This is a genomic window from Shewanella sp. 10N.286.52.C2 (assembly GCF_002874545.1).
In the GTDB taxonomy this organism is placed as follows: Bacteria; Pseudomonadota; Gammaproteobacteria; order Enterobacterales; family Shewanellaceae; genus Shewanella.
The window spans coordinates 76820-98387 of the sequence record NZ_MCTV01000035.1 but is presented as its reverse complement, the minus strand read 5'-3'; the positions used below and the strand labels follow the sequence as shown (position 1 = coordinate 98387).

The window sequence follows — 21568 nt, the reverse complement described above, 5'->3', positions numbered from 1 at the left end:
AAGGAAACCTTATTCGGGTTGATAACCGAAGTGTGTGTAAATTGACTAACTCAAATTAAATTATAGCCTATAAATGCAAACCACAAACAGACAATAGCAATACACACTATCTGGATTTTTTTGATAATCGCAACGAGCCAGTTGGCTCGTCTTTATACCGTTCAAATATCAGTTACGACTTTTGCTTATAGCGCTTTATTTTAACAATCAGGTAAGTTAGTAAAATAGAGCCCACAATTAATCCAACAGAGAACACCACATCCTGTAAGGCGCTGGGGTTAATGACCAACATGCTCCCTAAGCCAAGCATCATAATGCCTGACATTAATTTCAACACTTCGCCTTCTTTTTCAGTCAGTTTACGCTTACCTAATGTCGCAGCAAAAACAATGACAATCGTCGCTAATGGAATGATATAGATAAGGTTATAAGCGATGAGGTATAAATAGCGCTGCACGGTATCTACCCCTGAGATTGATAACACTGAGGTGTAAATCATCGGGAAACCCGCGGTGCAGAGTAGCTCGTAAGCATTGGCCATAATCGCCAGTAATGCCGAACCCAATATTAAGCTTGGTAAAGAGCTAGCTTTAGATAATTTGCCCATGCGTTTGATTAAGCTGCCGCGGTTTTCAACTGACATAGACAAACTGACATCGCCTTTACCAAAAAAGAAATCTTTAATATTCACTACTGCCGCCACCAGTGCGATAACTCCTGCGCTAGTAATTATCCAGCCGCCATCACCACCGCCAAGTAACTGGAATAAGTTTAGCCACGCGCTCATAAAGATAAAGTAAATAAAGCCCGAGAAAAACACAAAGATACCGCCCACTAATAACATGCGGCCACGACTACCGGCATTCACCATAATGCTAAGCAAAAATAGCAATACGAAGAAGGCACAAGGGTTAAAGGCATCGACGCCGGCGAGGACTAAGGTCAACACAGGAAGTGACATTTGCTCTGGTTGTACTGCACCAATTAACGGAATATCAACGGGCTGGATATGTGGCGTTGAATCGAGCTTTGCTTGTTCGCCAGTAGTCGTACTAAAGTTCATCCCACAAGTGCTGGGGTTATTTGGATCTGAATCATCAGCACAGGTTTCAAAAAGCGGGCTACTAGCAGTGGTTTTTTCGGTATAGAAATCAGCCATTAAGTCTTTGCTTGGCAAGCTGCCTGCATTTCGTTGATAACAAGCCTCTAGGCGCTGCAGAATATAGCGTCCGGTGACATCATGGCTGTTGTAGCCAGTAATGGCTTCGCCACAGACGGCGAAATAAGGCACTGACTTGGGTTCAACCCCGGTTAATTCGCCCACGGCCATGAGTTTGTCGACACTGCCAGGCTCGCTGATAAGGTAATCTTGTAAATGAATCCAGCTATAGCGCTCTGCTAAGGCATCTATAAAAGGGTGAGCCTCCTTACAATGTGGGCAGGTCGCAGACCAAAAAAAGTGTAAGTTAATCTCGGGGCCGGCTTGGGTTTGATTAACCCAAATACTGGCATTGGGTTCGTGAGGACTGGGTGTCACGTTACTTTGTGCAAAACCACAGACAGAAAATAATAAACTACTAATAAAAATGATATTGCTGACAACTTTGTTCATCCATAACCTCAATTCAATCATTTACCGCATTTAGTCACTCATAACATCAGTCATTCACTCTTAGCTGCAGTCTTTTGTCACATGCGCTTAAATTATCTCTGATAAGTCGCACTCGCTATAAAGCTAATGTCTCATAATGTTAACTACTTAGCGCTAACTTTGATGTTACAAGTGTAACTTTGTTCATTATGAAAATGATCAAACCTTTAATACGTGAGCTTGCTCCCATTCTCTGCATCGAGGTCGTGATTATGGGCAATTTTATTGAAGAACAAGATATGTGTTGATTAAAAAATGGTCTTTACATTTTTTTACTGAGCCAACACCCTCATTGACATTGCATTCGCTAAACTTGTTTCATTCCTACGAAACAGTATGTAGGTGACCCCAGATCCCGTTATCAGTGCGATGTTCATTTTCATACTGACAACACAAACGATTTTGAGCCTAAGGTGAGTTTTTGATTGGTTACATTTGATGGATTAAATGGTTAACCGTCGGTCTTAGCGGGTTCAATAACTTGAGATAAAAGGTGAGATTATGAAAACACGATTAAAGATGAAAAGCAGCGTTTTAGCTCTAGTAGCATCATCAGCATTATTAGCTGGTCAACTTTATGCCGCAGAGCCTGCAGATACCTCAGTTAAAACTGAGCAAACCCAAAAAGGTGAACGTGCTCACGGCGGCAAACATCACGGTAAAAGCATGCATAAAGGCGTACGTAAAATGCTACGTTCTTTAGATCTTACCGAAGCGCAAAAGACTGACGTTAAAGCGATTATGGCTAAGTACAAAGCTGAAAAAGGCGAGCGTCCTTCAGCAGAAGAGCGCAGTGCACATAAAGCAGACATGTTAGCGTTAATTACTGATGCCAACTTTAATGAGTCTCAAGCTGAGCAAATCATTGCTGCTAAGCAGGCGAAGCAAACACAACAAATGATGAATTTCTTCAAAATGCAAAATGAAATCTATCAAATTTTGACAGAAGAGCAGCAACAGAAATTTGAATCACGCTTTACCAAGGTAAAAGGTAAAGGTTCTCGTTAAATAAACCAAGACTCCGCTATAATAGAGATTAACTAAATGGCTTAATTACTAGTGTTTTCTCTATTATGACTGCAGAATCTGAATACGATTTTTGGGTAAAACTTGCCAGCCGAGCCGCGGTGGCAACAGCATTAATCCTGATCGTGATAAAACTACTCGCTTGGCTCTATTCAGGGTCGGCGAGTATGTTAGCTTCCCTTACTGACTCCTTTGCTGATGCCTTAGCATCCATAGTGAATTTCATCGCTATTCGCTATGCCATTTTACCCGCTGATGACGACCATCGATATGGTCATGGTAAAGCCGAACCTCTTGCATCACTTGCCCAATCTGCTTTCATCTTAGGCTCAGCATTTTTGTTGATGTTTTATGGTGGCGAACGGTTAATTAATCCGGTAGAAGTGGCCCATGCAGGCCTTGGGGTCATTGTCTCCATTATTGCCTTAGTCATGACTTTTGCCTTGGTGATACTGCAGAAAAAAGCCTTAGCCAAGACCAACAGCACCATAGTCGAAGCGGATTCATTGCATTATAAATCAGATTTATTTTTAAACGGTGCAGTATTGCTGGCATTGGTATTAGCACAATATGGCTGGTGGTGGGCTGATGGCTTGTTTGCAGTATTGATTGCCTTATACATTGGTCATCAAGCATTTGATTTAGCGTATCGCTCGGTTCAGTCGTTATTAGACAGGGAGCTGGATGAAGAGACTCGGGCGCAGATTGTTGCCATTGCCACCGCGGATCCGCGGGTGAATGGTATTCATGATTTACGGACGCGTCAGGCCGGTAAAACCACCTTCATTCAATTTCATATTGAATTAAATGGGCAACTGTTATTACTTGAAGCCCACGAAATTACTGATGGCACTGAAGATCGCTTACGGGCAGAGTTTGAAGATGCCGAAGTGATTATTCACCAAGACCCGATTTAATGGCTGATGACATCAATTGCAGTTGATACCGCAGTTAATAATACTGTTGCTATCAAGGGCAATATTAGCCAAATAAAAAGCCTTAACTGTTATATGCAGTTAAGGCTTTTTTACATCTGCAGCCAAGTGATGAGTGCGGTTTTGATAATGTTGCGGTCGAAATTAACTTGATTCTAACTCGGTTAAAGCTTTTAAAGCTTTTAAAGCTTGCTGGACAATGGCTTCAATAGAATTATCAATATTGACAGTGATCACGTCAGGCTCATTGCTTGGATCTTCTAAGGTGGCAAACTGGCTATCAAGCATGTCAGCTTTCATAAAATGGCCATGACGGGCTTGAATTCTTTTTAAAATTAGTTGGTAACTACCTTCAAGATACAGAAATACCACATGATTATTGCCCTCGCGTATTTGCTCGCGATAGCTTTGTTTTAATGCTGAACAGACAATCACTGCAGTTTCGTTTTTTTGTTCAATGCTAAATGCTGCATCCCTTATGCGCTCAAGCCAAGGGGCGCGGTCGGTATCATTGAGCGCTTCGCCCTTGGCCATTTTGATGATATTGGCTTTAGGATGTAGATCGTCACCGTCAATAAACTTAGCCTTGATAACAGCAGCTAAGCGCGCAGCAATGCTACTTTTTCCGCTGGCACATACGCCCATGACAATAATGCTTTTTGCGGCCATTTTCAGTCCTTGCAGTTATGTTGAGCGATATACTTCGCGGCTTTACAGCTCATGTGTTTGTGGTAATTGAGGGTTGTTACTCGCTCCATATTCGAAGCTCTGAATAATGCTTATACTCTGAGTTAATAGTGCTTAAACTACAAAACTAAATCAATATAGTCATAAAAAAGGAGTCATTTCATTATCGAAATAGGACTCCTTTTAGGCTGAAATAAGCAGGACTTTAATCCATTTCAAGCTCTTTTAGCTTGCGGGTGAGGGTATTACGCCCCCAGCCTAAACGTTTAGCGGCTTCTTGTTTATGGCCTTGAGTATGCTTTAGTGCGGTTTCAAGTAAAATTCGCTCAAAGGCAGGTTGCACTTCAGTTAATAAATCACTTTCACCGGCAGAGAGCTTTTCATCAATCCATTGGGTCAGCGCCATTTGCCAATCAGAAACACCATTAACACGCTCGCTGGCACTGATGGGATCTTTTAGCAGCTCAGGCGGTAAATCCTGAGGCAGGATTTCTTGCCCCGATGCCATCACTGTTAACCAGCGGCAGGTATTTTCAAGCTGACGCACATTACCCGGCCACGGCAGTTGCTCAAGTTTTTTAGCGGTTTCTTTAGTGAGGATTTTAGGCTCAACGCCGATTTCTTTGGCGGCAGTGGCAAGGAAATGGCTTGCTAACTGAGTAATATCCTCACGGCGCTGAGAAAGCGGTGGTAAATGTACTCTTATAACATTGAGACGATGAAATAAATCTTCACGGAAATCGCCTTTTTGCACCAATAATTCTAAGTCTTGGTGGGTTGCGGCAATAATACGTACATCAACTTGCACGGCAATGTGACCACCAACCCGATAAAATTGCCCATCAGCCAATACCCGCAATAGACGGGTTTGCACATCTAATGGCATATCACCAATTTCATCTAAGAATAGTGTGCCGCCATTGGCTTGCTCAAAGCGCCCTTGGCGCACATTAGCGGCACCGGTGAAGGCACCTTTTTCATGACCAAATAATTCAGATTCAATCAAATCTTTGGGGATTGCTGCCATGTTAAGGGCAATAAAAGGGTTTTCTTTACGGGGGCTATGTTTATGCAGCGCCCCAGCAACTAACTCTTTACCGGTACCAGACTGACCGTTAATAAGCACACTAATTGATGAGCGAGATAAACGGCCAATAGCGCGAAACACCTCCTGCATTGAAGGCGCTTCACCAATAATTTCTGGTGTTTTAAGCTTTTCTGGCTCAGCTACAGGCGGCGGTACTTGCTCTGTTGCATGGGTCAGTGCGCGCTCTACCAGCGCAATGGCTTCATCAATATCAAAAGGCTTTGGCAAATATTCAAATGCCCCTGCTTGATAGGCACTGACGGCACTATCCAGATCCGAATGAGCCGTCATGATGATCACCGGAATATGCGGATAGTGCATTTGCAAGCGATCAAGCAAGGTTAAGCCATCGGTACCCGGCATACGGATATCAGATACGATGACAATAGGCTGAGATATTTCTAAGGCTTGCCATAACGACTCTGCAGCGGCAAAACTTGCCGTTGTCAGTTTAGCTCCCGCTAAGGCTCTTTCTAAAACCCAGCGAATCGAGCTGTCGTCATCAAGGATCCAAACTTGTTCGCTTATGTTCATATCACTTCCTCTTGAGCCATCATTGGCAAATTATTGTAATGGCAAAATAATCGTAAATTCTGTTTGTCCTGGTGCCGATATACAATCAATCCGACCTCCATGTAATCGTGCAATATTATGGGCGATGGATAATCCTAATCCTGAGCCCTCCTCACGGCCGGTGACCATGGGATAAAACAAGGTATCTAATAGGTCTGCAGGGATCCCTGGGCCGTTATCGATAATCGACAATGCCAGTACCAGCTTAAAACGCTTAGTGCCTATGGTGACTTGATGCTGGGTGCGAGTGCGGATGAGTATTTCTCCGCCATTAGGATCTAATGCTTGCGCGGCATTTTGCACCACATTGAGCACCGCTTGCTGTAATTGATCAGCATCCATGTCCATATCGGGGATTGAAGGGTCATAATCTCGCTCCAAGCGGATATTGCTTGGTAGGGTTAGCTCGACTAAGCGCAGCACTTTTTGAACTATTTGATGAATATTGTGGGTTTCATGTTGAGTCGGGCGCTGAGGGCCCAATAGTTTATCAACTAAATTTCGTAGTCTATCGGCTTGCTCAATAATCAGATCGGTAAATTCTTTAAGGCTTGGGTCTTCTAGTTCCCGAGATAATAGTTGCGCCGCGCCTCTTAAGCCACCTAATGGGTTTTTAATTTCATGGGCGAGGTTACGCACTAAAAATTGTGCCGCCTGTTGCTGAGCATCTAAATTAAGTTGTTGATGAATACGATGTTGTTGATCAACTTGACGTAGTTCTAGCAGGCTGATGTTGTCTTCACTTTCCATCGGTATCAGGGTGATATCGATGATGTGGTGCACGCCATCAAGAGTAATTAACGCCGCAGTGTTGACGGTGATCCCTTGATTTGCGTTAACCGAGTCTTGGAGGAGCTCGGCTTCAACGCCCATGAACTGATATAGCTCAGGTAAACGCTGCTCTAGTAATTTATTGCTGCCAATACCAAGAAGTTGTTCAGCTGCAGCATTGGCATAACGCGGCCGTAATTCGTTATCGATAACGAATACAGCGGTAACCAAATGATTCAGCAGATTGTTCATGTCCATCAAGTGTCCTGCAAAGTAGAGTTGCACTACTATGTTGCACCAATATGGTGCGATGCGCAACTTGTTCTACACTGGCAACTTGTTAAAACAATCTCAAATTCATAATATTTATCTTTTTGATATATATCACTTTTTACTTGGCAAAGGTCGAGGCTTTGCGATTGAGAAAACAGATGCTTGGTGTAGAAATATCTTTCTTGGAGAACTTGATGCAAGGACTTTGCCGTTTTGGGTCAAAACTTTAACCACGAGATTATGTTCACCGCGATTCACTTCGGTAACATTAAAAATACTGCTTGATTGCGGCTGACCATAAAGTAAGTCGTCGATATACAGCGCCATTAAAAAGCCACTGGGTAATTCTGGTGCAGCACTGGCAACCACAGTAAAGTTGCCATTGTTATTGCGAATGGTTTCTTCTTGGGTCGGATTAACAATACGTACCCGATACTCTACTGGTTTAGCTTCTTTTGGGCTGCTGTCTGTTTCTATGACGGTGGGCGCAGCAACACTGTTTTGGGTATTTTCACTCAATTCTACTTGTTCAGCATTTTCTCGTGGTTGGTCGCTGTAATGTACATTTCCTTGTTCATCAACCCAGCGATACACGGTGGCATGACTGATAGAAAAGATAACACTGCATAAAATAAGAGTTATTAATAAGGTTAAACGCATTTGGGGTTCCTTCACCTTCAGCTTTAAACTTTATAATATTAGCCTCTTTTGAATTAAAGATCAGTATTAACTGCTGATTAACATAGGCTAATTACTTGTACTCGCAGCAATATTCGCTAATTTCATGGGTACGAATTTTAAAGGTGACTTTCGCATCAAGTGTAAACAGTTGACCTGCTGGAACGGTTTGCCATTCACTCTTGTTGGGTAATAGCACCTCAAATGAACCTGAAGTCACATTCATGATTTCAGCGACAGCAGTGTCAAAGCTGTATTCGCCCGGCAACACTACTCCGAGAGTCTGCTGGCTTCCGTCATTAAAATGAATGGTACGACTGATGACTTTACCTTCAAAATAAACATTGGCTTGCTTGGCTACGTTAACGTGATTAATGACGGTCATATTATTCTCTGTTGATTAATTATTGAGAGAAAATATATAGTCGATTTAAGTGAGTTAAAAGTGAAATTAAGTCATGTGCTGTTTTGCGGCTAAGTATATTTAGCCAATAAAAAACCCGCCATAAGCGGGTTTTTTGGTTCTCAAAATTTGAAATCGTTAACTAATCAAAACGATTACTTAGCGCTACGGTTATGACGCTTACGCTCGTTTTCAGTTAAGTAACGCTTACGAACACGGATGTTCTCAGGAGTTACTTCTACTAATTCGTCATCATCGATGAACTCAAGCGCTTGCTCAAGGGTCATTTCGATATGCGGAGTTAACACTTGTGCTTCATCAGTACCTGATGCACGCATGTTTGTAAGTTGCTTACCTTTCAAACAGTTAACTGTTAAATCGTTTGCACGAGCGTGTAAACCAACAACTTGACCTTCATATACTTCAGCAGCATGGCCGATGAATAGACGACCACGTTCTTGTAAACCGAACAATGCGAAAGTCAGTGCTTTACCAGTAGCGTTTGAAATCAATACACCACGAGCACGTTGACCAATGTCACCGCCTTTCACTGGACCGTAATGGTCGAATGAATGGTAGATAAGACCAGTACCAGAAGTCGCTGTCATGAATTCAGTTTGGAAACCGATTAAGCCACGGCTAGGAATGATAAAGTCGATACGTACACGACCTTTACCGTCTAGCTGCATGTCTTTCATGTCACCTTTACGTGTACCTAATTTTTCAATTACAGCACCTTGATGTTCTTCTTCAACATCAACGGTTAAGGTTTCAAATGGCTCGCACATTTCACCGTCAATTTCTTTAACGATTACTTCTGGACGTGATACCGCTAGCTCGTAACCTTCACGACGCATGTTTTCAATTAGGATACCTAAGTGTAATTCACCACGGCCTGAAACACGGAAACGATCTGGAGATTCAGTTTCTTCAACACGTAATGCAACGTTATGAATTAGCTCTTGCTCTAAACGCTCAAGGATATTACGTGAAGTAACATACTTACCTTCTTTACCAGCAAACGGAGAAGTGTTTACTTGGAAAGTCATGGTTAGCGTTGGTTCGTCAACAGAAAGAGCAGGCAAGGCTTCAACAGCGCCTGGAGCACAAATAGTGTCAGAAATTTTTAGCTCACCAAGACCGGTAATTGCAACGATGTCGCCAGCGTTAGCTTCAGCAACTTCGTGACGGTCAAGACCCATGTAACCTAATACTTGGCCAACTTTACCGTTACGTGTCTTACCGTCTGCACCAACAATAGTTACTTGTTGGTTAGGCTTAACGCTACCACGTTTAACACGACCAATACCGATAACACCTACGTATGAGTTGTAATCGATTTGAGAAATTTGCATTTGACATTCACCTTCAGCATCAGCATCAGGGAAAGAAACCTTTTCAACAATTGCTTGGAATAAAGGTGTCATGTCTTCGCTAGTTTCGTCTGGATCAAGGGTCGCGAAACCATTTAATGCAGAAGCATAAACGATAGGGAAATCTAACTGTTCGTCAGTTGCACCTAAGTTGTCGAATAAATCGAATACTTGGTCAATAACCCAATCAGGACGAGCGCCTGGACGGTCAATCTTGTTGATTACAACAATTGGCTTAAGGCCTTGAGCAAACGCTTTTTTAGTTACGAAGCGAGTTTGTGGCATTGGGCCATCAACTGCATCAACTAAAAGTAATACTGAATCTACCATAGATAGAACACGTTCAACTTCACCACCGAAATCGGCGTGACCAGGAGTGTCTACGATATTAATACGGTAGTCGTTCCATTTGATGGCGGTATTTTTAGCCAAAATGGTGATACCACGTTCTTTTTCAAGATCGTTAGAATCCATTACACGTTCTGCGGCTTCGCCTCGACTTTCAAGGGTGCCTGACTGTGCCAAAAGCTTGTCTACCAAGGTCGTTTTGCCATGGTCGACGTGAGCAATAATGGCGATGTTACGTAAATTCTCTAACACGGATAAAACCTCTATACCATCAAACAAATAAATAGGAGTTTATAGCGGCATTAAGTTTAGCCACCATAAAAAAGCGTGCCATTCTACTCCACGAGACGCTTTGCGGATAGGATTATTTTTGTACACTTTGTGATTAGCTAAAAAATAACCATCAATTTTGGCATTTATAGCATCATATAATAGTAACGATTCAGAAATGTGACAAACAATCAGCGCAGTGTTTTTAGCCGCGCACCAAAATAGAAGTTGAACCATAATAGTGCGTGCGCTTGCACTAAAATGATGCAAAATTGTGTTTTCGATAATTGGCTATTAAGTCAAATATATAAAAATCATATACTTATTCAGTTGGCATGGTAATAGCTTTAAGATTGTCAATTATGTGATATTTCGACACATACGCGTCTTTAATGTCGTAGTATAGTGGTGAACTTGAATTATAAAAGGGAATACCCTTACTCTACCGGAGGCTTAAGAATGTCAGCTGAATCTGTTTTAACGCAACTTAAAGAATTGGAAGTTAAGTTTGTTGATTTACGCTTTACCGATACCAGAGGTAAAGAACAACACGTTTCTATCCCATCTCATCAGGTTGATGAAGATTTTTTTGAAGACGGCAAAATGTTCGATGGTTCGTCTATTACGGGTTGGAAAGGCATTAACGAATCTGACATGGTGCTGATGCCAGATGCGAGCACGTTTGTTCTTGACCCTTTCACAGAAGAAACAACTGCACTAATCCGTTGTGACATCTTAGAGCCAGGCACAATGACAGGTTACAACCGTGACCCACGTTCTATTGCTAAAAAAGCTGAAGAATACTTAACGTCTACTGGTATTGCTGACACAGTATTAATTGGTCCAGAGCCAGAGTTCTTCTTATTTGACGATGTTAAGTTTGGTGCTGACATGTCAGGTTGTTTTGCTAAAGTTGATGCAAAAGAAGCGGCATGGAACTCAGGTACTGGCTATGAAGATGGTAACACTGGTCACCGTCCATTCGTTAAAGGTGGTTACTTCCCAGTAGCACCAGTTGATTCATCACAAGACTTACGTAGTGCTATGTGTTTAGTACTTGAAGAAATGGGTCAAGTTGTTGAAGCGCATCACCATGAAGTTGCTACAGCCGGTCAAAACGAAATCGCGACACGCTTTAACACGCTAACTGCTAAAGCTGATGAAGTTCAGATCCTTAAGTATGTTGTGCATAACATGGCACACGCATACGGTAAAACAGCGACATTTATGCCTAAACCAGTAATGGGCGATAACGGTAGTGGTATGCACGTTCACCAATCTTTAGCTAAAGATGGCGTTAACTTATTCGCAGGCGACAAGTACGCTGGTTTAAGTGAAACTGCTCTTTACTACATTGGTGGTATCATCAAGCATGCTAAAGCGTTGAATGCATTTACTAACCCAAGCACAAACTCTTACAAGCGTCTTGTGCCACATTTCGAAGCGCCTGTCATGCTTGCATACTCTGCACGTAACCGTAGTGCTTCTATCCGTATCCCAGTGGTACCAAGCCCTAAAGGTCGTCGTATTGAAACACGTTTCCCTGATCCACATGCAAACCCATATTTAGGTTTTGCTGCGCTATTAATGGCAGGTCTAGACGGTATCCAAAACAAGATTCACCCAGGTGAAGCTATGGATAAAGATTTATACGACTTACCAGCAGAAGAAGCGGCTGAGATCCCACAAGTTGCGACTTCACTAGAAGATGCACTTGCAAGCTTAGATGCGGACCGTGAGTTCTTAGTTAAAGGTGAAGTATTCACTAATGACTTTATCGATTCATATATTGCTATCAAGCAAGGTGAAGCAGAGCGTGTTGCACGTACTACTCACCCAGTTGAATTTGAACTTTACTACTCACTATAAGACGTCTTTATAGACCGCTTTTATAGTAGTAAATAACAGTTAGTAAAAAGCCCTTACTGGTTTCCAGTAAGGGCTTTTTTGATCTTTGCATATTCATAAAACGGCAGGGTGGATGGATATTTAGCAAAGTGGCTGTTTGATTTTTCTACAATCTATTTTACAAATTCAATGTGTTTGTCGGTATATTAAATGAACAAATAGATGCTAACTTGTTAATCATGACCAAATTGGCAATAAATGGATTTTACTACATATACTTAAATACACGCTTTTAATTATTAGTCGCGCATGATTAATAGCAAATGATTGCAAAATAAGGACTCATGATGATAACCAATATCAAACGTCGCTGGCTGCAAGTGCTAACTGTATGGATAGCATTGTTGCTATTACCCTTTTCGGCAGTAGCAATTGAATGGCCGCAAGATGTTGAAACGAAACTCGGCACCTTAGTGGTTTATCAGCCGCAGCCAGAATCGTTAGATGGCAATATCTTGATGAGCCGCGCTGCGATGTCATTTGAAGTGGAAGGTCAAGACGACCCTGTATTTGGCGCTTTTTGGTTTAGCGCTAGAATCGATACTGATGACGATGTTGCTTTGGTGCGTAATATTGAAGTGACCGAAGTGCGCTGGCCATCATCCACTGCCGAAGACCAGCAAACGTTCACCGATACAGTCTCAGAATCGCTAGCGACAACTAGCTTCGAAATTTCCATGGAGCGCTTATCAGCCAGCCTTGAAAATGCTGAGCAGGTAAAACGCAGCTTAGATAATATTAACAACGATGCGCCAGAAATCGTCTTCAGTAATAACTTGAGCGTGTTGCTGTCCTATGATGGTGAGCCACAATTTAGTGAAATTGAAAATAGTCCCTATGAGCGAGTGTTAAATACCCCTTTTGCCGTTGCCCGTAATACGCAAACGAACAAGCTGTATTTAAGCAGTGGTACCTTTTGGTATGTGGCAGATGATCCTATGGGGCCATGGCAAGTCACATTGTATCCTCCTGAAGATTTGGTCAGCATGGTGAATACCGAGGATGAAGCCGCTAAAAGCAGCGTCAATGCGCCGCAGATTATTACCACTAATGAACCGACTGAGTTAGTGGCCACTGATGGCTCACCCAATTGGCAAAGTCTGATTGATGGTAAGTTACTTTATGTCACCAATACCGAAACCCCATGGGTAAGAGAGACCTCCTCTGGCGATATGTATGTGCTCTTATCTGGGCGTTGGTTTAAATCTAAAAAGCAGGCCGGACCTTGGCAGTTTGTTAGGGCTGACAAACTGCCTGAAAGCTTTAACGATATCCCTCCCGAATCTGATATTGGTGGCTTAAGGGTCTCAGTTGCAGGCACTGATGAAGCCAATCAAGCAGTGCTAGATGCGCAAATCCCGCAAACTGCAGCGATTAAGCGTGATGAAGCCACACTGGAGGTTGAATACGATGGCGAGCCTAAATTTGAAGCGGTAACAGGAACATCAGTCTCCTATGCTGTTAATACCGCCACACAAGTATTGTTGATAAATCAAGCTTATTACGCTGTTGATAATGGGGTGTGGTTTACCTCAAAAACTGCCAAAGGCCCGTGGATTGTTGCTGATAATATTCCTGATGAAGAAATTGCCAAGATACCCGCAAGTTCGCCGGTTTATAACACCACTTACGTGCAGGTTTATGATTCAACCCCTGAAGTGGTTTACGTAGGTTATACGCCGGGTTATATGTGGTCATACCCTTATTATGGGGTGCCAATTTACGGTACCGGCTGGTATTACCCACCGTATCGAGGCCGTTATTATTATCCTCGCCCACCGACCTGGGGATTACATGTTGGTTATAATCCGTGGACAGGCTGGAATGTTGGCGTGAGCTGGAGCAACGGCTTTTTCAATGCTGGTGTGGTATGGGGAGGCGGTTATGGTTATCGTCGCCCATGCTGTGGTGGCTATTATGGCGGTGGCTATAGACGACCAGTGGTGATCAATACCGGTCGTATCAATATTGGTAACAGTATCAGTGTCGGTAATCGCACTAAAATGCATAATCATATGCGTTCGAACAAATTAGCTAATAATCGCGCTAGACCCAATAACCTTTACCATCGCGAGGCGAATCGTAAACGCTTAGCCAGCCCAAGTGTAGCCAATAAGCATTTTAATAAAGCGAAGGTAAATAAAAAGCGCACTAATGATGTGTTTGCCGATAAGCACGGTAATGTTGCCCGTGATAATAAAGGCAAGTGGGAAAATCGTAGCGATGGTAAGTGGAATAATGTGCCATCAAAAGCTCAAGGGTCTAAACCTAGCAATGTAAATAAACCGTCAAAGGGCAATAGTAGTAGTTTTCCTTCGACACGGCCATCTAGCACTACTCGTCCGGCGAGTAATACCCGTCCCGCCAATAATACTCGTCCTGTTACAAGTACGCGGCCATCAACCTCGATTCAACCGAGTCGAAATCAAACTAGCCACAGCCAACCGAGCCGTAATCAGTCGAGTAATATGAGTCACTCAATTAATCGAACTCGCTCGAGTAGCATAGATCATCAAAGTCTGAATCGTTCTCGACAAGCGCGTCAGTCAGGAATGACCAGAGAAGGGCGAAGCAGAGGAAAATAGCTGTTTATCGCAATTTAGCCAAAGCCCGCAGTCGCGGGCTTTGCTTGGGCGCATTAGTTCAGAGTCAAGTTTACAGCAGATAAGTTACTCGTCATCAATGCGCTGCAGTAAGCCCAGCCTTCATAGTAACGGCTTTTCGGCTATGATTAAAAACCAGCATATGCTCACTAGATCTTAATTATTGGAACCTCACCATGTGGAATGCCCTTCGCGCGTATCGCTCATCGATTATTTTACTCACAGCCCTGATGCTGGGCGGCATGTTGGGCTTAGTTGCCCCTGAGTTTGCCATTAAACTTAAACCCATAGGGCAAATATTTCTCAACTTGTTGTTTATGATTATTGTGCCTTTGGTGGCCGTTAGCGTGATGTCATCCATTGCCAAAATGACCGATTTAAAAAAGCTTGGCTCCATACTTGCCACCATCATGGGCGTGTCCATTGTCATGGCGATGATCCCCGCTGTAGGCATTACCTTGTTGGCGCTAGCATTTGACCCTGCCCAAGGAGTGACACTTGATTTAGCCGATACCGTTGAAACCACTGGCAGTATGGATTTTGTGAGCTTATTAACCACCAATGATTTTGTGGGCTTAATGTCTAAATCGAATATTTTAGCGCTGATCATTATGTCGCTGATCACCGGAATAGCGATTGGTCAATCAGGTGAAGACGGCCTCAAAGTTTCGGCATTATTGGATAGCTTTAATACCGTGATCATGAAAATCATAGCCATCTTAATGTACTTAGCACCAATTGGCTTAGGGGCTTATTTTGCCGCAACTATGGCCAGTCAAGATGCTGAGTTAATGGGCACATTTGCCCGAGCTATTGCGCTATTTTTAGTGGCAACCTTTTTGTATTTAACTTTAGGCTCAACGCTATATGCATGGATTGGAGGTGGAGGGAAAGGAGTAAATAATTTTTGGCAGCATATGCTAGCTCCTGCAGTAACCGCCCTAGGTACTAGTTCCTCTTTGGCCACCTTGCCAGTTAATATTCGCACAGCAAGTAAAATGGGTTTAAATGAGCAAATAGCTGAAATCAGCTTGCCGCTATTGGTGAATTTAAATAAAGGCGGCGCAGCGATGATAACCGCGCTTAAAATCGTATTTATCTATTCATTACTTGGGCTCGACTTTAGCGCGGATGTGTTTATGTTAACCATTTTGATTTCGGTGCTGTCAGCATTTGTCATTGGCGGCGTGCCTGGCGGGGCATTTTTAGGGGAAATCTTTATTGTGACAACCTTAGGCTTACCCGTCGAAGTGATCCCTATTTTGGTGGTATTAGGCGCCATTACCGATGCAGCATCGACTGTCATCAATGTGGTACATGATTTAACGGCCACTCAAATTATTCAACGGATTAATGGTAGGCATTATATAAATTGAATTAACTGAACTGAGTTTAAGGGGGATGTAAGTCGGAGCTTTAATTGGGGATACTCCCCCTTAACGTTGAACAAAATTAGAACCCATGCGGCAATCTGATTGCTTATTATAATCATACGCTGATTTTCGCTGTGCCTAAAAATGACTACATTGACCTGTATTAATCGCTAGGGTATTGATTTCACGGCAGCGCCATCAGGCGCGATTGCTACTTTTAGATTATTATTAGCTTGTTACGTATAATTTTATATAGGGATGGAATAGTTTGAGAAATGGATTTTTAAGCCAATTAGTACTGTTAATAATGCTGATGTTGGTCACTGCTAATGTCTTTGCGAATAATAAAGTTGGCAGCATAAACCTTCAATGTAATGACTGTAATTCAGATAAAAAATATCAAGCTGCAGCATTATCAGCGTTAGCCAATCGCCAGCACGCGTTTATGAATGTGGTTAACTTTAGCCAATTTGAGCTACGTAAATTTGAAGTAATTAAATTAATGGTTGAAGTGTGTAGTGACTATAATCGCTCTGCCACCCAAGGCATTTGCCAGTTTGAAGACCGCTCTACCATTATTCCCTTAGCGCCACAAAATCTCGAGCGTGAACAGTTTATTACTTATGCAGAGTATTTATATCAGCAGGGCTTTTTTGAGCCGCTACAAATAAAGGTTGCTCCAGACATTGCCGCAACAGCATGGTCATTAGTTAATGATAAAGACCGAATAGTGCAAATTAATGCAGATTGGAAGCGTAAGATAACTTATTACCAGTTCAAAAAGATGTGGTTTGAAGCCTATATCCAAGGGGTTGAATATAATACCCCCATTGCTAATTTATCCCCTGAAATAACATTTGAATTTGCCGATAAATCGACGTTAACGTCACTCGTTAGCGGCTTTGATGATGAGCAAAGGTTACATTTTTCAGCTCGAAAGCTAAAAGATAGTAACAATAATCAGTTATCAATGACTGCAATTGCATCACTCAGTAATGGCGATACATTCCAGTTTGGCTCAGTAGAGACTGAGGCTTATCAAGTATTATCACACTTGGCTGCCTCGCAGGGTTTTATACTTGATCAAAAGCAGATGCTTACACATATTGAGGTGACATTGATTGCTTGCCGAGATGGCGTTAAGACTTGTTCTGAACTGGATAAATTGGCAACTAAAGAGAAAAGCAGCTTTTAAGTCAGGACTTAAAAGCTGCTCACTTTATTTTTAAGATGTTAACCCTTTTCCATGGCTTCAATAAACTTATTCGATTCAGCAATCGATTTGTTCATTTCGCTGATCAAGCTAGTAATATCTGATTGCAGGCTTTCAAACTCACCTTTAATGGCGCCAATAGCCTGCGCATTAAGGTTATGCTTTAAATACAACATATTGTCTTTCATAGCCGTCAGGATCGGAGGCATTTTTGCTTCGGCGCGGCGCATGCCTTTGACCAATGAATCGTAAGAGCGCTGGGTTTCATTCAATTTAGAGGTGCTATTACGGCGTAGGCTCGCTTTGCTGATTTCTTGAATTTCAGCTTGCCACTCTTCAAATAGAGCTTCAGCTACATCTTCAACTTTATCGATGCGATCGCCCACTTCATCAGCGGCTGACTGCGCTGAATCATATTCATCTTTAGCTTTGTTATAAGCATCTTCAAGATCGCCACCATCAAAGGCAAGTAACGCCTGCATTTCTTCTAACGCAGAACTAAATTGCTCTTGGGCTTCTTCTTGGGACTCTTTTGCTTCCTGGACGCGATCAACCATGATGTCACGCTTGTGGTAGCCGACCTTTTCCATGGCGCCATAATAAGCGCTTTGACAACCGCTAAGTAGTAAGCTGCTACTCAGTAATGCCAAGGATATCCATTTCTTCATTGTTTACTCTCTTATCGTATTGTCGAATTAGTCGGCGGTAAATGTGGCAGCATCAATAATGCTCCAAAGGTGAAGTATGGCACCAATAATGGCTGGGATGATTAATACCCAGAAGAAGTAACATACTGCTGTAAGACAGAAAAATAGAATTGCAGCTATAATACGACCTTGAACCAGTTGACCTAAACCTGGGAAAAAGAAACTGGCGATGGCGGCAATCACATTACCAGCAGAACCTTGTTGAGACATTAAATCGCTCCCTTGGAGTGTAACTATCGTGTTATAACATTGTACGAATTAAAACGCAGAATTGAAAATAAAATAATCAAGAGAATATTGTGACAAATAAGATAGATGTAGCCTATATCCAACGAGTTTTTATTAGCATTTGGCAATTTATACTTCACCTTAAGCAGCGCTTGGTAGAAGATCAAATCAATGTCAAAGCCGGTCACTTAGCCTATGTGACACTATTATCACTAGTGCCAATGGTGGCGGTGACCATGTCGATGTTGTCGGCGTTTCCAGTATTTAAAGGTATTCGCGGTAAAATTGAGAGCTTTATTTACGACAACTTTTTGCCTGCCGCTGGCGATACCGTACAGGTTTATATCAATGAATTTGTTGAAAATGCCTCAAAGGGCACCTTTGTCGGGGTGATTGCGTTAGTGGTGGTGGCCTTGTTGCTGATTTCTGCTATCGATAAAGCGCTGAATAATATTTGGCGTACCACTGAAAGCCGCTCTTATATGGTGTCTTTTTCTATGTATTGGATGGTACTGACATTAGGGCCAGTATTGATTGGTGCCAGCTTAGTGGCAACCTCTTATGTGGTGTCATTAACGGTATTTGATAATAGCGAAATATCAGGCTTAATGACTTGGCTGGTTGAGCGTTTGCCGATGTTGTTTTCTGTGGCCTCGATTTTACTGTTGTATATGGTGGTGCCCAATAAAAAAGTGCATTTTTTACATGCCTTATTAGGTGCTGTGGTAGCGGCGATGCTATTTGAAGCGGGTAAAAAAGGTTTTGCCTTTTATGTGACGCAGTTTCCCAGTTATGAAGCCATTTATGGCGCGCTAGCCACCATCCCGATTTTGTTTGTGTGGATTTATGTGTCGTGGATAATTGTTTTATTAGGCGCAGAAATAACGGCCGCGATGCCTGAGTACCTCGATACCGGGATTTTTTCTACTTCAGAAGATAATGAGAAGTAACACAAGCATTATAAATACACCGACTGGGCTTAGCACTTGAGCCTGACATGAGTGTTAACTTGCGATACTTTATCGCTAGCAAAGATAACTTAACAAGGAACGAAAATGAAAAAATTGATACTTGCAGCATGCGTAATAGGGTTATCTGCTTGCGCCGCCACCGAAAATACCACAGAAGATACTGTAGTTTCTGCTGCTCCTAAGATGATCAACATGGCTAATATGAGCGATGAGCAAGCCGCTGAAGAATTATATAAAACGTTGCTAAACGCCAGTTACTTAGCCACTAAACTCAGCCCTAATAGTGTGGCGGTGCAATTTGGGGAAACTCAGTTTGTGCTGCAGCCTAGCATGAGTGAGCAAGGGGTCGATCGTATTCTTACCAATCGATTGTTTGCGGTGCATCCGCAATTACATGGCAGTAAAGAGCTATTGTTGTTAATTGGCTCACTAAACCAAAAGCTTAATTTTGCTAAGTTCGTCATTCGCGACAATGGGGCGGTGATCCAAGTACAAGGCGCTGCGACATTTGTTGATTCCATTGAACTGGAAGAATTACGCCGCTTTATGTTGTGGACTGATGAAGGCCTTAATCAAGTGGGTAAATCATTACCCAAAGGATCTGAGCATTTAATTAAACCGATCCCAGTGATGAAACAAGATATCGCTGGCTAAGGTTATTGTTGGTGTAGGTAAATCCGCAAGTAATCGCACAATTCTTCACGTAAGTATTAGGAAGTAACATTGATTGGCTTAATCCAAAGGGTGACACGTGCCAGTGTCACCATCGACTCTGAGCTAGGGCAAGAAGTCACCGGTAGTATCAATAAAGGTTTATTAGTGCTGCTTGGGGTGGAACGTGACGATGACATTGAGAAAATGCAAAAGCTGGCCAAAAAAGTCATCGGCTATCGTGTGTTTAGTGATGAAAACGGCAAGATGAATTTAAATCTGCAACAAGCTGGTGGTGAGTTACTGGTAGTGTCACAGTTTACCTTAGCCGCTGATACTGGCCGAGGGCTGCGTCCAAGCTTCTCCAGCGCTGCGACTCCAGATCAAGCCAATGAGCTATATGAAGCTTTCGTGGCTTTTTGTCGTGAACAAGGGGTGACAACTGCTACAGGCTCTTTCGGCGCAAACATGAAGGTAGAGTTAGTTAATGATGGTCCTGTGACCTTTAATTTGCAGGTTTAAAGGAGCACATTATGGCGGCTAAAGAGCAACTTATTGAACTGCAAAACACTTGGTATCAAACCATTCCTTTGAGTGAGTTTATGCAAGTGCAGCCGCTGAGTTTTCAGCAGCAAACACTCACAGTTACCGCGCTGCTCGAGCCCAATATTAACCTGCATCAGACCATGTTTGCTGGCAGTATTTATACGTTGGCGACCCTAACGGGCTGGGGGATGATGTGGTTACAGCAAAAGTTGCAAGGTTTTAGTGGTGATATCGTATTAGCAGATGCACACATCCGCTATAGCGCGCCCATTACTGAAGCCCCCACTGCTAGTGTTATTTGGCCAGATGTTTCATTAGCAAGCCTTGCTGATGGCGGTAAGGTAAAAGTGAAACTTGAGGTACAGCTGCATTGTAAAGATAAGCTTTGTGCCAGCTTTACTGGGCTGTATTTTAGCATTGCTAAGTGAACTTGATTCAATAATCGTGTTCAGCCATACCAGAGCTGGGAGCGTTAGTGTCTTGCTCCCAAGCCCTACTAAACCTCACTAGTAGTATTTTTTCAAATAACTGTTGGCATATCTACGCAATGTTTTCTGTTTCGCATTGGCGGCAATGTCTGCAACAACAGGTTTGTATTGAGCAGAACCTGAAATAGCGAGCCCTTTAGCCACATAAGCGTAGGCATCAATCGCGAGTCTACTGTCATCAATTAAGCGCATCGGCTGCAATTGAATGGCTAACTGGCTTAGCATGTAATCGTCAAAAATCCACTCGGTGATGATGCGTCTTGCGGTTAGACGAATCAATGCTAAATCGTCACTTCTTAATGCTGCGGCATAGGTATTTTGCAGCCGTGGTTGGGTTTTATCATAGTGACTTTTATCTTGTAAAAACACGTTCCACTTTTGAAACTTCTTTAGATCTTCAATCGCAGCCTTGGCATATTTTCGGATCTTTAGGTGGGCTTCACCTTGGGATAAAGACACTAAGAAACCGTTATATTGCGGGTCGCCTGAATAGCCTAAGCCTTTAATTAACCAGGAAACATTATCAATTAAATACTTATCGGTTGCACTAGGCAGTTCCGTTTCGATTTTGGATTTGATGGTGTTATAAATACTTGGGTCTTCAAGGCCTACCAATATCATCGATTCAATGGCCTGTTTTTGCTTATAGGTATCGTTACCGCTAAAAATTTGTTGGTATTCGGCGCTGGTATAACTATTTGCTAGCGTCATTGGGCTGAGTAAACAGCAGCCAATGACGAGGCTATTCAGTAATAATTTCATTGTTAACCCCTAGAGTTTGACTATATCCATTTATAAGAAGGGT

20 protein-coding genes are annotated in these 21568 nt (G+C 42.6%); 10 read left to right on the top strand and 10 right to left on the bottom strand.

Features of this window, described 5'->3' with window-relative positions; translation table 11 throughout:
* Nucleotides 1-172 precede the first annotated feature (172 nt).
* A complete protein-coding gene (locus BCU94_RS12810) occupies nucleotides 173-1612 on the bottom strand; it encodes a cytochrome C biosynthesis protein (protein ID WP_102476585.1) in 1440 nt (479 codons plus the stop codon).
* A 540-nt stretch (nucleotides 1613-2152) separates the two neighbouring features.
* Between BCU94_RS12810 and BCU94_RS12805 the strand changes: the two genes are divergently transcribed.
* Nucleotides 2153-2659 carry a Spy/CpxP family protein refolding chaperone gene (locus BCU94_RS12805; protein WP_102440169.1) on the top strand — a complete coding sequence of 169 codons (507 nt, stop codon included), beginning with the start codon at nucleotides 2153-2155 and terminating at the stop codon, nucleotides 2657-2659.
* Nucleotides 2660-2724: 65 nt separating this feature from the next.
* Complete coding sequence (locus BCU94_RS12800; RefSeq protein ID WP_102440170.1) at nucleotides 2725-3594, top strand: cation diffusion facilitator family transporter; 870 nt, start codon at nucleotides 2725-2727, stop codon at nucleotides 3592-3594.
* 162 nt (nucleotides 3595-3756) lie between these two features.
* Here the strand turns inward: BCU94_RS12800 and BCU94_RS12795 are convergent, their stop codons facing one another.
* The 6 genes from BCU94_RS12795 to typA form a co-directional block, all read right to left on the bottom strand.
* A complete protein-coding gene (locus BCU94_RS12795; protein WP_102476584.1) occupies nucleotides 3757-4281 on the bottom strand; it encodes a gluconokinase in 525 nt (174 codons plus the stop codon).
* A 223-nt stretch (nucleotides 4282-4504) separates the two neighbouring features.
* Complete coding sequence (gene glnG / locus BCU94_RS12790; protein WP_102440172.1) at nucleotides 4505-5920, bottom strand: nitrogen regulation protein NR(I); 1416 nt, start codon at nucleotides 5918-5920, stop codon at nucleotides 4505-4507.
* 30 nt (nucleotides 5921-5950) lie between these two features.
* Nucleotides 5951-6988: a nitrogen regulation protein NR(II) gene (gene glnL, locus BCU94_RS12785; protein ID WP_102440173.1), complete on the bottom strand. Its 1038-nt coding sequence runs from the start codon at nucleotides 6986-6988 to the stop codon at nucleotides 5951-5953.
* Nucleotides 6989-7114: 126 nt separating this feature from the next.
* Nucleotides 7115-7663, bottom strand: coding sequence for a DUF4124 domain-containing protein (locus tag BCU94_RS12780; protein WP_102440174.1), 549 nt, complete (start codon nucleotides 7661-7663; stop codon nucleotides 7115-7117).
* A gap of 91 nt (nucleotides 7664-7754) precedes the next feature.
* Complete coding sequence (locus tag BCU94_RS12775) at nucleotides 7755-8066, bottom strand: pyrimidine/purine nucleoside phosphorylase (RefSeq protein WP_102440175.1); 312 nt, start codon at nucleotides 8064-8066, stop codon at nucleotides 7755-7757.
* A 173-nt stretch (nucleotides 8067-8239) separates the two neighbouring features.
* On the bottom strand, nucleotides 8240-10057 hold the full coding sequence (gene typA, locus BCU94_RS12770; protein ID WP_076538117.1) for a translational GTPase TypA: 1818 nt from the start codon (nucleotides 10055-10057) through the stop codon (nucleotides 8240-8242).
* A gap of 477 nt (nucleotides 10058-10534) precedes the next feature.
* On the opposite strand from typA, the gene glnA reads away from it, so the two are divergent.
* The 4 genes from glnA to BCU94_RS12745 all read left to right on the top strand — a co-directional run bounded on the left by glnA (nucleotide 10535) and on the right by BCU94_RS12745 (nucleotide 17154).
* Nucleotides 10535-11944, top strand: a complete 1410-nt coding sequence (glnA, locus tag BCU94_RS12760; RefSeq protein WP_076538111.1) for a glutamate--ammonia ligase — start codon at nucleotides 10535-10537, stop codon at nucleotides 11942-11944.
* A 326-nt stretch (nucleotides 11945-12270) separates the two neighbouring features.
* A complete protein-coding gene (locus BCU94_RS12755; protein WP_102476582.1) occupies nucleotides 12271-14568 on the top strand; it encodes a carbohydrate-binding family V/XII in 2298 nt (765 codons plus the stop codon).
* Between the two features lie 194 nt (nucleotides 14569-14762).
* A complete protein-coding gene (locus BCU94_RS12750; protein WP_102476581.1) occupies nucleotides 14763-15962 on the top strand; it encodes a dicarboxylate/amino acid:cation symporter in 1200 nt (399 codons plus the stop codon).
* A gap of 265 nt (nucleotides 15963-16227) precedes the next feature.
* Complete coding sequence (locus tag BCU94_RS12745; protein WP_133149790.1) at nucleotides 16228-17154, top strand: hypothetical protein; 927 nt, start codon at nucleotides 16228-16230, stop codon at nucleotides 17152-17154.
* Between the two features lie 38 nt (nucleotides 17155-17192).
* On the opposite strand, the gene BCU94_RS12740 is transcribed toward BCU94_RS12745, so the two are convergent.
* Complete coding sequence (locus tag BCU94_RS12740; RefSeq protein WP_102439865.1) at nucleotides 17193-17840, bottom strand: DUF2959 domain-containing protein; 648 nt, start codon at nucleotides 17838-17840, stop codon at nucleotides 17193-17195.
* A gap of 27 nt (nucleotides 17841-17867) precedes the next feature.
* Complete coding sequence (locus BCU94_RS12735; RefSeq protein WP_076538103.1) at nucleotides 17868-18089, bottom strand: hypothetical protein; 222 nt, start codon at nucleotides 18087-18089, stop codon at nucleotides 17868-17870.
* An 89-nt stretch (nucleotides 18090-18178) separates the two neighbouring features.
* Here BCU94_RS12735 and BCU94_RS12730 point away from each other — a divergent pair, with 89 nt between their 5' ends.
* The 4 genes from BCU94_RS12730 (at nucleotide 18179) to BCU94_RS12715 (ending at nucleotide 20703) form a co-directional block, all read left to right on the top strand.
* The gene (locus BCU94_RS12730) at nucleotides 18179-19057 is read left to right on the top strand and encodes a virulence factor BrkB family protein (protein ID WP_102439864.1); all 879 of its coding nucleotides are present in this window, start codon (nucleotides 18179-18181) and stop codon (nucleotides 19055-19057) included.
* Between the two features lie 105 nt (nucleotides 19058-19162).
* Nucleotides 19163-19732 (top strand): hypothetical protein, encoded by a 570-nt coding sequence (locus BCU94_RS12725; protein WP_102439863.1) that lies wholly within the window; start codon nucleotides 19163-19165, stop codon nucleotides 19730-19732.
* Between the two features lie 69 nt (nucleotides 19733-19801).
* Complete coding sequence (gene dtd / locus BCU94_RS12720) at nucleotides 19802-20251, top strand: D-aminoacyl-tRNA deacylase (protein ID WP_102439862.1); 450 nt, start codon at nucleotides 19802-19804, stop codon at nucleotides 20249-20251.
* A gap of 11 nt (nucleotides 20252-20262) precedes the next feature.
* Nucleotides 20263-20703, top strand: coding sequence for a thioesterase domain-containing protein (locus BCU94_RS12715; protein WP_102476579.1), 441 nt, complete (start codon nucleotides 20263-20265; stop codon nucleotides 20701-20703).
* Between the two features lie 78 nt (nucleotides 20704-20781).
* Here BCU94_RS12715 and BCU94_RS12710 read toward each other — a convergent pair whose 3' ends face one another.
* A complete protein-coding gene (locus tag BCU94_RS12710; RefSeq protein WP_102476578.1) occupies nucleotides 20782-21525 on the bottom strand; it encodes a hypothetical protein in 744 nt (247 codons plus the stop codon).
* Nucleotides 21526-21568: the final 43 nt, after the last annotated feature.